The organism is Sanguibacter antarcticus (assembly GCF_002564005.1).
Taxonomy (GTDB): Bacteria; Actinomycetota; Actinomycetes; order Actinomycetales; family Cellulomonadaceae; genus Sanguibacter; species Sanguibacter antarcticus.
Map to the genome: position 1 here is coordinate 2,669,378 of NZ_PDJG01000001.1, position 12,213 is coordinate 2,681,590.

Below are 12,213 nucleotides of genomic sequence, written 5' to 3' on the forward strand. Positions count from 1 at the left end.
ACCGGTCCGCTCTCGCGGGTCACCGACCGCGGTTGCCCTCGGAGCCCGCGGGCGGCGCGGGCTCCGGCGAACGACCAGGCGGCTGCGCCGGGCGCTGGAGCAGCGGGACCCGGATGCCGAGCTCCCGCGTGACCGGTGCGTCCGGCGTGACCGTGACCTCTTCACCGGCGTGCAGCAGCACGAGGCTCGCGGTGGCTCCGTCGACGACGGCGTACGTGACGGCGCTGTGACGGACGTCCACCGTCAGCCGCAGTCCCTGCCACCGGACAGAGAAGCGCAACCGCGTCAGCCCCTGCGGCAGGGCAGGGTCGAACGACGGGGTGCCCCCCGTGTCACGGAAACCGCCGAACCCTGCCACCAGTGCGAGCCACCCGCCGGCGAGCGACGCCATGTGCAGACCGTCGTGGGTGTTCTTCTGCAGGTCGTGCAGGTCGATGAGCGCCGCCTCGCGGGCGTAGTCGTACGCGAGGTCGAGGTGACCGGTCTCCGCGGCGAGGATCGCTTGCGTGCACGCGGACAACGACGAGTCACGCACGGTCCGCCGCTCGTAGTAGTCGACGTTGCGGGCCTTCTGCTCGGCGGTGAACGCATCGCCGCACCAGTGCATCGCGAGGATCAGGTCGGCCTGCTTGAGGACCTGCTTGCGGTAGAGGTCGAAGTACGGGGCGTGCAGGAACAGCGGGTACGCGTCCTCGTCGTCGTCGAAGTCCCACTCGGCGTGCCCGGTGAAGCCCGCCGACTGCTGGTGCACCCCCAGCACCGCGTCGAACGGCACGTGCACGGCCGCGGCCGCTCCGCGCCAGACCGACGTCTCCGGCGGGGTCACGCCGAGCCGGTCCGCGACGTCGGGGTGACGCAGCGACGCCTCGGCCGCAGCGACGAGCGCCCGGGCCGCCATGAGGTTCGTGTAGAGGTTGTCGTCGGTGACCGCGCTGTACTCGTCGGGCCCGGTCACTCCGTCGATGTGCCAGCCGCCGTCACGGTCATAGTGCCCGAGCGACACGAACAGGCGAGCGATCTCGACCAGCAGCTCGAGGCCGACCTCCCGCTCGAAGCCGGTGTCGCCGGTCGCCGACACGTAGCGCACCACGGCGTCGGCGATGTCCGCGTCGATGTGGAAGGCGGCCGTCCCGGCGGGCCAGTAGCCCGAGCACTCGTCTCCACGGATGGTCCGCCACGGGAAGGCTGCCCCGGCGAGGTGCAGCTCGGCGGCGCGCGCACGGGCCCGGTCGAGCGTCGAGTGACGCCATCGCAGAGCGTCGGCGACGCTCGACGGGTGGGTGTAGGTCAGCACCGGGAGCACGAACATCTCCGTGTCCCAGAACGTGTGCCCGTCGTACCCCAGGCCGGTGAGGCCCTTGGACGGGATGGCCCGACGCTCGGCCCGCGCTCCGGACTGCAGCACGTGGAACAACCCGAAGCGCACCGCCTGCTGCAGCTCCGCGTCGCCGTCCACGACGACGTCGGCCGCGTCCCAGAACTCGTCCAGGTAGGCCCTCTGCTCGGCGACGAGCCCGTCCCAGCCGGTCAGGCGCGCGCCCGCGAGCGCTGCGGCGACCTGGTCGCGGACCGCGGTCTCCGAGCGCAGGCTCGACCATCCGTAGGCGAGCAGCTTCACCACGCGCAGCTGCTCGCCCGGCTGCACCGTGCACGAGACCGTCAGCCGCGCCCAGTCCTCGCTCACGACCACCTCGGACGCCATCCGGCCGGGTGCCTCGACGATGTGGCCCATGCCCGCGCCCACGAGCAGCTCGCTCGCTCGCGTCCGGTGCAGCAGCACGACAGAGCGGTCGTCGCGGTCTTGCGCGACCGGCGCCAGAGGGTGCCCGAGCACCGCTGCGACACGCGGGTCGGTGGACTCCCCCGGCTGCTGCTCGTTCGCGACGAGCTCCGACTGCACGGTGATGCGTGCCGCGCTCCCGACGGGCTCGACCACGTACTCGATCGCGGCGATCGCTCGCTGCGAGAACGACACCAGCCGGCGGGAGCGGACCCGGACCCGGGTCTGTGCGGCGGAGCTCCAGTCGACGGTGCGCTCGAGCATCCCGCTGCGCAGGTCCAGCCGGCGGTGGTGGTCGTGCAGGTCGCCGTAGCGGACGTCGAGCGGGGCGTCGTCCACGAGGAGGCGGACGAGCTTGCCGTTCGCGACGTCGACGAGCGTCTGGTCGGTCTCGGGGAAGCCGTACCCGGCCTCGGCGTACGGCTGCGGCTTCTTCTCGTAGAACCCGTTGAGGTAGGTCCCGGGGATGCCGTACGGCTCTCCCTCGTCGAGGTTGCCGCGCAACCCGATGTGACCGTTCGACAGGGCGAAGAGCGACTCGGACTGCGCGAGCACGTTGAGGTCGAGAGCAGTCTCGCTCACCGACCACGGCTCGGTCGGATACGCCCCGTGCCGGATCACGCGGCCTCCACCAGCTCGGCCAGGTCCGTCACGACGACGTCCGCGCCGTGCGATCGCAGCTGCTGCGCCTGACCGACCCGGTCGACACCGACCACGTAGCCGAACCGACCGGCCCGGCCTGCGGCGACGCCCGCGAGCGCGTCCTCGAAAACGGCGCACTCCCCCGGCTCGGACCCGAGCCGCGCGGCAGCAGCCAGGAACGTGTCGGGGGCGGGCTTCCCGGCCAGGTGCTCGGCGCTGATCGTCACGCCGTCGACCCGCACCTCGACCAGCGCGGCGAGCCCGGTCACCGCCAGCACCTCCCCGGCGTTGGCTGACGACGACACGACCGCTCGGCGCAGGCCCGCACGCTCGGCGGCGACGAGGTAGCGCCGGGATCCGTCGAACACGGTGACCCCGTCCTCGTGGATCCGGCGCAGCACCATCGCGTTCTTGCGGCTGCCCAGCCCGTTGACCGTCTCGGCCGTGGGGGCGTCCTGGTCGGTGCCCTCCGGCAGGACGATGCCGCGGGCGGCGAGCAGGTCGCGCACCCCGTCGAGCCTGGGCTTGCCGTCGACGTACGCCTCGTAGTCGTGCACCGGGTCGAACGGCACGTAGGGCGCACCGTCGCGCTGGGCCCGTGCCTGCAAGAACTCGTCGAACATCTCCTGCCACGCGGCGCCGTGCACGGACGCGGTGTCGGTGAGCACCCCGTCGAGGTCGAACAGGCACGTCGTGATCTTGCTCGGCAGGCCTAGCACCGTGCGCCGTCCTCCACGCTCGGTGCGGGGACGTCCTCCACGCTCGGTGCGGGCACCGCGGCGCGGCCGCTCCCGCCGGGGTCGAGGATCCGGTAGGCGACGAGCTTGAGGCGGTCGTTGAGCAGCGCCCAGAGGATCGCGTAGCCCCACACAAAGCCGGCCCAGCCCCATCCGAGGGGCGTCATGAAGAGCCCGTACACGGCGATGAGCGTCGCGATGACCTGTGTTCCGACGACCGCGACCCACAGGATCCGGGCGGGCCGGATCGACCAGAACGGACCGCGGGTGCGCGTAAGGAAGATCGTCAGGTGCCCTGCGACCGAGAGCTTGAGGTACATCAGGGTCTGGACGTGGTCGCGATCGAGGTTGAAGACGCGCTCGCCGAGGTAGAAGAGCCCGAAGGCCGAGACGACGCCTGCGACGCCGAGGACTGTCGAGATGCCGAGAACGAGACGCATGTTCCACACCTCGGGCGTCTTCCTGTACTGCACCTTGTCGTAGGCGATCGAGAGGATCGCCCCGTCGTTGAGGATGGCGAGCATGACGATCATGATCGCGGTGACGGGGTAGAAGTCGAACGCCAGGATCGCGACCGTCATGAACAGCAGCACGCGCAAGGTCTCGGCGATGCGGTAGATGGCGTACGAGTTCATCCGTTGGAAGATCCGTCGACTCTCTTCGATCGCCTCGATGATCACCGAGAGCCCCGGGGTGAGCAGGACGATCGCGGCGGCCGCACGGGCCGCGTCGGTGGCACCCGAGACCGCGATCCCGCAGTCTGCCTTCTTCAGTGCCGGAGCGTCGTTGACGCCGTCTCCGGTCATCCCGACGATGTGGCCGCGCTGCTGGAGGACGTCGACGATGTGGTACTTGTGCTCGGGGAAGACCTGGGCGAACCCGTCGGCGGCCTCGATCGAGCGACCCACCTCGGCGTTCTCGTCCTTCGTCACGTCGCCGAGGCCCTCCGCGTCGAGGATGTCGGTGCCCAGGCCTACCTTGCCTGCCGTCTCCTTCGCGATCGCCAGCGCGTCGCCGGTGACCATCTTCACGTGCACGCCCATGTCTGCTGCTGCAGCGATGGTGGCCGTCGCGTCCTCGCGCGGAGGGTCGAACAACGGCAGCACACCGACGAGCTGCCATGTCCCGGCCTCGTCGGTCCGAGCCACACCGAGGGAACGGAAGCCACGAGCGGCAAAGTCGTTCACCGCGGCATCGACCGCTGCCCCGACAGCGTCCTTGTTCGCCGCGAGCGCCAGGATCACCTGCGGGGCACCTTTGGTGACCGTGAACGACGCGTCGCCCGGGCCGGTGACGCTGGCCTCCGTGCGCTTGTGGACCGGGTCGAACGGCGTGAAGCCCGTCACCGTGAAGGTGTGCAGGGCGTCCGGGTCGCTCAGCCCGCCCAGGACTGCGAGGTCGATGGGGTCGTCGTTGTCCGCACGCGAGGCGAGGGCCCCGGCGAGCACCACCTCGTCGGCCGTGATCCCGGGGGCGGTGAACGGGTCGCCGAGCGTCAGGGCGTTCTGGGTCAGGGTCCCGGTCTTGTCGGCGCAGAGCACGTCGACTCCGGCGAGCTCTTCGATCGCGACGAGCCTGCTGACGATCGCCTGCTTCTTCGCGAGCTGACGCGCTCCCACCGCCATCGTCACCGACAGCACGGTCGGCATGGCGACGGGGATCGCGGCGACGGTCAGGACGAGCGCGAACTGCAAGGTGGTCAGGAGCTCGTCCCCGCGGGCCAGCGAGACGACCATGATGACGGTGACGAGGGCGACGGCGAGCAGGATGAGGTAGTTCCCGATCTTCAGGACTGCCTTCTGGAAGTGGCTCACGGTGTGAGCGTCCTGGACGAGGTCGGCGGTCTTGCCGAAGTAGGTGTGGGCACCCGTCGCGTAGACCACGGCACCGATCTCGCCTCGGCGGACGATCGACCCGGAGTAGACGGCGTCGCCCGGCGCGCACGTGGCAGGCAGGGACTCGCCGGTGAGCGCCGACTGGTCGACCTCGATCTCGTCGCCGCCCAGCAGCCGGGCGTCGGCGGGCACGATGTCGCCGAGACGCAGGCGGATCACGTCACCGGGCACCAGGTCGCGCGCAGGCGGGGTCACCCATGCGCCGTCGCGCCGGACGCGGGCGGTGATCGCGAGCTTGGCCTTGAGCGCGTCGATCGCGTTGCCGGCCTGTCGTTCCTCGCTGTACCCGACGAGCGCGTTGGCGACCAGCAGCACGAGGATGATGGCGAAGTCTGCCCAGTGGCCGACCGCGCCGGAGAGGATGACTGCGACCTCGATCATCCAGGGGATGGGGCCCCAGAAGTAGGACAAGAGCTTGAGGAGCGGGTTGGTCGAGTGCTCGGCGATCTCGTTGGGTCCGTACCGCGACAGCCGCTGGGTGGCTTCGTCTTGGGTCAGCCCGTCGGGCGAGGTCTCGAGGCGTTCTTGGAACTCCTCCATCGGCACCGTCGCTAGGTCGGGAGGGTGTGTTTCCGCAGGTTGCGTCGGCACGCTGTCTACAGTCATAGGTGGCTCCACACTGTCTATGGAAAGCCGCGGCCCTACGCGATCGAGACGCGCACAGCGCTGCTCCTTGCTAGTGAGGGGCCTCGAGGTCGCACAGATCGACGAGGTCCTGGTCCTGTCCACACAACTCCGCTGCTGGTGCACTGTCAACCGAGGGGGCTCGTGCGTGCTGGCTCAGCCTGGCTCGGTCAGCTCTTCGAGCTCTGTCAGGCTCATCTGCTGGCTGCGATCCGCGACCCGCCGGTCAAGACGGACGCCCTCTGCCCGGAGCACGGCTAGCGGGTCACGGTGGTCGTCCGGGTCGGTCCAGGCGAACGACTCGCTCACGCGCCCGTCCGCGCCCAGGACCCGCTGCGCGTCGGGGCAGTCGGCGCAGTGCCCGATGTGGGTCCCGACAGGCTGCGCAGCCGTGCCGACCAGGGCCGCGAGATCACCATACGTCGTCCACCTGCCCGCCGGGATCGCCGCCATGATGGTGTGGAGCATGCTCCAGTCGAAGCCGCCGCGAACCGTGACAGTCCCGGCGATCTCGCTGAGAGTGCGGCCGTCGGGCAAGATCCACCACGCAGCTCCGCCCACCGAGGACTCGACACCTGCGGCCGCGAGCAGGACCGCCTGAGTGATCGGGGTCGGCAGTCCGCGCCGCCCGGCATACTCCCACTCGATCGGGTCAGACCGCCGGTTGCTCCACGTCGCCCGACCACGCCGCGGATCGCCACTGACCCACTCCTCGACCTGCCGCGCAAGATCAGGATCGACGTCGACGGGGCGGAGCCGGAGCGTCGTACCGTCAGGAATCATCGCCGAGTCGACGAGCTTCGCGACCGTGCTCTTCTCGCGCGCACGACGGCGGCCTGCGTCGTCTGCCCGCGCCTTCGCCCGGAGCGGCGACACCATGAGCTCTTCGACGTCCGGCACCGGGAACAGCTGCGAGACCGTGATGACGATCTCGCCGCCCAGCGTGCGGTATGCCTGGACCCTCTGGAGAGCCACGTCGAGGCCCATGTCGGTCAGCCAGACGGCCGTGGCCGTCACCACCGGAGGAAAAGCCCCGGCCACGAGCACGATCCTCGGTCTCTTCAGCAGCTCTGCGTCGAGCTCGCCGCCCACGTGCGTCGCGAGCAGCTCGCGCACGGTGTCCTCGTCCGCTGGGAGGCCCTGGCGGGTGCGGAAGCGCGACAGCTGGTCGACCAAGGACTCCTCAGTGAACCGGCTCGCCATCGCGGCGTACTTGATCGCCTGCATCTCGACCGTGTCCGGTGCGCGGTCACGCTTGAGCTCGGCAACCACCAGGCGCCCGTCGGTGCCGAGGCCGAGAACATCGAGCCGGTCCCGCTCTCGGGTACCAGACCCGGACCACCACCGGTCGAACTCGAGCGTGATGACCATGACGCCGGGGCCAAGGATCTGCGGATGCGCTACTACCCACTCCTGGAGATCGTCACGCTCCCGGAGCCCTGCGTCCGCGAGCGTCACCGACTCCGCCGGCGTCGCCTGCGAACCGTCGACCGTGAACACCAGCTCGCTCGCCACCGGAGGCACTCCCATCGCTGTTTGACCAGACAGATCCACGCGCACCTGCGCCGAACGATGCACGCCCCGGGTCGCTACCGAGGACTCCCGAGGACATCGGCCTCCGAGGGCGGCCTCGGCATGTCCCACACGCGCGCAAAGATGTCAGCAAGCTCTGGCCAGACGAGTCGCTGCCCGTCCTCGGAGGAGCGGACCTCGTCTGCGAGGGGAGGGAGCACCACGATGTCGTGGGGAATCACGCGCCCTGCCGCGTCACAGCGGCCCAGCGGATCAGGAAACCGCAGAGCCACATTCGTGCCGACCCGCCGACAGACGGTCGACTCACCGTCAGTTCCTGCGAACGCGAGATCGTAGACCGGGAGCGGATCGGCAGATCCTCCACGGAGGAGGAACCGAAATCCCCAGGAGCGCCCGCGCGTAGCCCAGACGAGCGTCACTTGAGGCTCTTGACGAGGAAGCCGTCCTTGACGCCCTGGTCGAGCTGGAGCCGGAAGTGCGCCAGCGTCGCGGTGAGGTAGTCGTGGTTCGCTCGGGCCTGGGCGTTGATCTCTTGGAGCTTCGCCTCCCCCATCTGGGCTACCGTCACGAGCGCGGGGAGAGCAATGACACCCAGAGCAGGGCCGACCTTCGGCGCCTTCGTCAAGAATGAGGCCAATTTTTTGGCGCCGGCAAGGGCATGTGCCACGGACCCGGCATTGCTCACAAGGTTGGCGAACAGCTTTTGCGGAATCTCGAACTTCTCTCCCCACCGAACAACTCGCTCCAGAGGGAGCATCGTTGCCACCGGCAGGAGGAGATCAAGGCCGACCCGTTCAGCCACCTCGATCCGGCCTGGCTCGAACCGTGCCGACGAGAGCAGCATGAAGTCTTCGCCGATCGACAGCGCGTCAGGGGTCTGCACGAGTCCCTTGAGCACCTCGTGGAGCGACGTGAGGTCGCCTGCAGCCTTCTCGACGACCAGATCTTGAAAGCCGTGGACGTCGAGGTCGGGGTGCAGGTCTGCCTTGGACAACGCGATGATCCAGATGCGGGGGAACTTCGCCAACGGCTCACCCTCGTGGAGGAGGTCGTCCTTGAGCCGCAGGAGTCCGTCGCGGACGCCCCAGAGCAGCGACTTGAGGTACTTTTCCTCCTCGCCCGCGGAGTCGAGCAGCTTCTGGCCGTCGACGAGAAGAACCGCGACGTCCGACTGGAGCAGCACCCGAAACGTCTCGACGCGACGGGTGGCCTCCTGAGCGCTGCTCGGCTCCTCGTCGAACCATTCTCCTGGGTAGTCGTGCCAGACGAGACGCAGCGCGTCGAACTTCCCCTTCTTCGCAGCCTTCGCGCCGCTGGCGTGCTTCAGCTTGATCATGAAGGAATAGGGAATCGCCGCAAAACGGGTGAGATCGGGCACCTTCGCGCTGTTCTTCATCCCCAGATAGTTCTGCCGCAAGCGGTTTCCCTGACCGGTGTCGTCAGCTATGACATAGAACAGGCTCTCCTTGAGGAAAGACTGCTCCTGCGCCGCACCGTAGAAAGACGAGACCAGAACGGTCTTTCCGCTTCCGGTCCCACCGAACACTGCAATGTGCTGGTCCAGCACCTGGTCTTTTTCCGTCATTTTGCGACCCTAGCAGCCGAGGCGCAGCAGCCCTCGTAGACACGAGAAAGAATTCACCCATGCCGGGTGGCTTAAAAGGCACCGGGGATGCGCTGGCACCAGCACGCGTGCAGAACCCGACCACAGCAGCCCCCCCCGTGCGCCGATCGCGCACCGCTCCCTCAGGGTCCAGACTGGCCCGGTGACCAACCGTCTCGCGGCCGCGACCAGCCCGTACCTCCGTCAGCACGCAGAGAATCCCGTGGACTGGCGGGAGTGGTCCTCCGAGGCGTTCGACGAGGCCCGCGAGCGCGACGTGCCCGTCCTCCTGTCGATCGGCTATGCGGCCTGCCACTGGTGTCACGTCATGGCGCACGAGTCCTTCGAGGACGAGTCCATCGCGCGCACGATGAACGACGGCTTCGTGAGCATCAAGGTCGACCGCGAGGAGCGCCCGGACATCGACTCCGTCTACATGGCGGCTGTGGTGGCGATGACGCGGCAGGGCGGCTGGCCCATGACGGTGTTCCTCACGCCTGACGGCGCCCCGTTCTTCGCTGGCACGTACTTTCCGCCCACTCCCGTGCACGGCATGCCGGGCTTCCCGCAGGTGCTCGACGCCGTGAGCACCGCGTGGCGAGACAAGCGTGCCGGGCTCGAGGAGCAGGCTGCGGGGCTCGTCGAGCACCTGCGGTCCGGCGCCGGGCTCTCTGCCCGGCACACGGTTGCGCCGTCTCCGACCGACCTGGAGGTGGCGGTCGAGGCGCTCGCCCGCCAGCTCGACACGACGCACGGCGGCTTCGGCGGGGCACCGAAGTTCCCGCCGTCCATGAATCTCGAACAGCTTCTGCGCCACCACGCGCGCACCGGCGACCCGTTGTCCCTGCAGATGGTGGAGCGCACGTGCGAGGCGATGGCACGCGGCGGCATCTACGACCAGCTCGGCGGCGGTTTCGCACGCTACTCGGTGGACGCGCAGTGGGTGGTCCCCCACTTCGAGAAGATGCTCTACGACAACGCCCAGCTCCTCAGCGTCTACGCGCACCTCGCCCGCACGCTCGCGCACAGCGAGAACACCGTCCTCGCTGGTCTCGCCCGCCGCGTGACGACCGAGACCGCCGCGTTCCTCCTGCGCGAGCTCCGCACCGCCGAGGGCGGCTTTGCCTCCTCACTCGACGCAGACACCGACGGCCATGAGGGCACATTCTACGTCTGGACGCCCGACCAGCTCGTCGAGGTGCTCGGAGCGGACGACGGCGCGTGGGCCGCACAGCTCCTCGCGGTGACGCCCGGCGGCACGTTCGAGGCAGGGTCGAGCGTCCTGCAGCTCCTCGAGCCGGTGCCCCCGGCGGACGACGCCCGGTGGGCGCGCGTCCGCGCCGCGCTCTTCGCTGCACGCGAGGAGCGCACGCACCCCGCCCGCGACGGCAAGGTCGTCGCCGGCTGGAACGGCCTCGCCATCGGTGCGCTCGCCGAGGCCGGCCGCATCCTCGAGCGTCCCGACTGGGTCGAGGCGGCTGTCGTCGCGGCCGAGCACGTCGTCGGCCTGCAGGTCCTCGAACCGGACGCCTCCGGCCGGGACAGCCTCGAGCTGCGCCGTGTCTCGCTCGACGGGCAGGTCGGTGCAGCCTCCGGCGTCCTCGAGGACTACGCCCTCCTCGCCGACGGGCTCCTCCAGCTCTTCTCCGCCACCGGCACCACCCGCTGGTTCGACGTGGCCGGGCAGCTCCTCGACGTCGTCCTCGAACGCTTCGCCGAACCGGCTCCCGCCGCCGCCGGCACAGGCAGCGAGACGCGCGGTCCGCTCACCTTCTTCGACACCCCCGCCGCGACGCCCGAGGGCGAGGTGCCGCTCGTCGTGCGCCCGGCCGACCCCGGGGACAACGCGAGCCCGTCGGGCCGCTCCGCCGCCGCCGGCGCCCTCCTGCGGTACGCCGCGCTCTCCGGCTCGCACCGCCACCGCGTGGCCGCCGAGGCGGCCCTCGCCGTCTACCCAGCCCTCGCGGCCACAGCGCCACGCTTCGCCGGGCACGCTCTCGCGGTGGCCGAGGCGCTCGCCGACGGGCCGCGCGAGATCGCGATCGTCCTGCCTGCAGCACCCGACCCAGGAGGCACGACGCAGGCCCGTGCCGATACGCTCGTGCGCGAGGCCTGGCGCTCCGGTGCCCCGGGAGCTGTCGTCGCGACGGGGGTCGAGGGATCGACGCACCCGCTCCTCGCCGACCGCCCCGCAGCCGTGCCGACGGCGTACGTGTGCCGGGGTTTCGTGTGCGAACGACCGGTCACGGACGCCGAGGGCCTGCGCAGCCTCCTGCAGGAGTGACGCCAGACTCGATCACGACTGGAGCAGCGCCTTGATGGAGTCCTCGGTCTGGAAGGGCCGCACCTCGACCGCGCCGTGGCACGCCTTCGAGCCCTCTGCCGCGAGCCGCAGCGCGACGTCCAGGTCGGGGACGTCGATCACCCAGAAGCCGCCGAGGTGCTCCTTGGACTCCAGGTACGGCCCGTCGGTGACCACCGGCTGGTCGCCCTGACCGTCGACGACCGTGGCGGTGGTGGCCTGTGCGAGCCCGTCGGCGAAGACGAACCAGCCCTCGGCCACGAGCTTGTCGTTGAACGCTCCGGTGTCCTCGACCGCCTGGAGCATGGCCTCCTTGGTCGGGTAGTCGCCGAACTCGTTCCGCTCGGCAGGCCCGTAGACGGACAGCATGTACGTGGGCATCTCATCGTCTCCTCGATCGGTGTGCGGACGTCTCTTACCCTGACGACGAACGACTGTCCTTCGATCCGACACCCTCACGGGCACTTTCTCAACCGGCGCAGCCTCCTGCAGTATTGACGAGCCGAACAGGCACCCGTCGTGCCACCATGAGCGCATGACGGTCCATCTCGAGCCCATGCCCGCCACGCGTCTCGCCCTGTGGGTCGAGCGGACGTTCGAGGAGTACATCGAAGATCGCGTCCGCGCGGGCGAGTCCCTCGACGAGGCGCACGCGAACGCGGAGCGCAACCACGAGAACATCTTCCCGGCGGGCCAGCTCGCCCCGGGGCACGTCGTCTGCGACGTGGTGCGCGACGACCTGCCGATCGGCTTCCTCTGGATCGGGCCGCGCTCCGACGAGAACCCGACCGCCTGGTGGGTGTGGGACGTCGAGATCGAGCTCGAGCACCGCGGCAAGGGCTGGGGGCGCCAAGTCATGGTCCTCGCCGAGAGCGTCGCCGCCGAACACGGTGCGACGTCGCTCGGGCTCAACGTCTTCGGCTTCAACACGGCCGCACGTCACCTCTACGAGTCGCTCGGCTACGAGACGACCGCCATCCAGATGTCCAAGCCGATCACCCCTGCGGACGAGTCGACCGCGTAGCCGAGCCTCGGCGCCGACGGCTGCGTCACCGTCGGGCGTCGTCGGGCGTCGTCCCTGCGTCGGGGAGGATAGA

8 protein-coding genes are annotated in these 12,213 nt (G+C 69.7%); 2 read left to right on the forward strand and 6 right to left on the reverse strand.

The window, feature by feature from the left end:
* Positions 1–19 precede the first annotated feature (19 nt).
* From ATL42_RS12055 to ATL42_RS12080, 5 genes are all read right to left on the reverse strand, one after another.
* Entirely contained in the window at positions 20–2,401 is a 2,382-nt protein-coding gene (locus ATL42_RS12055; protein WP_098455558.1) for a glycoside hydrolase family 65 protein, read from the reverse strand.
* Positions 2,398–3,141: a beta-phosphoglucomutase family hydrolase gene (locus tag ATL42_RS12060; RefSeq protein ID WP_245862499.1), complete on the reverse strand. Its 744-nt coding sequence runs from the start codon at positions 3,139–3,141 to the stop codon at positions 2,398–2,400. The genes ATL42_RS12055 and ATL42_RS12060 overlap by 4 nt, the downstream gene beginning before the upstream one ends.
* Entirely contained in the window at positions 3,135–5,594 is a 2,460-nt protein-coding gene (locus tag ATL42_RS16735) for a plasma-membrane proton-efflux P-type ATPase (RefSeq protein WP_245862503.1), read from the reverse strand. The genes ATL42_RS12060 and ATL42_RS16735 overlap by 7 nt, the downstream gene beginning before the upstream one ends.
* 240 nt (positions 5,595–5,834) lie before the next feature.
* Positions 5,835–7,193: an MGMT family protein gene (locus ATL42_RS12070; protein WP_169925417.1), complete on the reverse strand. Its 1,359-nt coding sequence runs from the start codon at positions 7,191–7,193 to the stop codon at positions 5,835–5,837.
* A 433-nt stretch (positions 7,194–7,626) separates the two neighbouring features.
* Positions 7,627–8,796, reverse strand: a complete 1,170-nt coding sequence (locus ATL42_RS12080; protein ID WP_098455562.1) for a TRAFAC clade GTPase domain-containing protein — start codon at positions 8,794–8,796, stop codon at positions 7,627–7,629.
* Between the two features lie 181 nt (positions 8,797–8,977).
* Here ATL42_RS12080 and ATL42_RS12085 point away from each other — a divergent pair, with 181 nt between their 5' ends.
* The gene (locus ATL42_RS12085; RefSeq protein ID WP_098455563.1) at positions 8,978–11,098 is read left to right on the forward strand and encodes a thioredoxin domain-containing protein; all 2,121 of its coding nucleotides are present in this window, start codon (positions 8,978–8,980) and stop codon (positions 11,096–11,098) included.
* A gap of 12 nt (positions 11,099–11,110) precedes the next feature.
* On the opposite strand, the gene ATL42_RS12090 is transcribed toward ATL42_RS12085, so the two are convergent.
* The gene (locus ATL42_RS12090; protein WP_098455564.1) at positions 11,111–11,497 is read right to left on the reverse strand and encodes a YciI family protein; all 387 of its coding nucleotides are present in this window, start codon (positions 11,495–11,497) and stop codon (positions 11,111–11,113) included.
* Between the two features lie 154 nt (positions 11,498–11,651).
* Between ATL42_RS12090 and ATL42_RS12095 the strand changes: the two genes are divergently transcribed.
* Positions 11,652–12,140, forward strand: a complete 489-nt coding sequence (locus ATL42_RS12095; protein WP_098455565.1) for a GNAT family N-acetyltransferase — start codon at positions 11,652–11,654, stop codon at positions 12,138–12,140.
* The last annotated feature ends 73 nt before the right edge of the window (positions 12,141–12,213 follow it).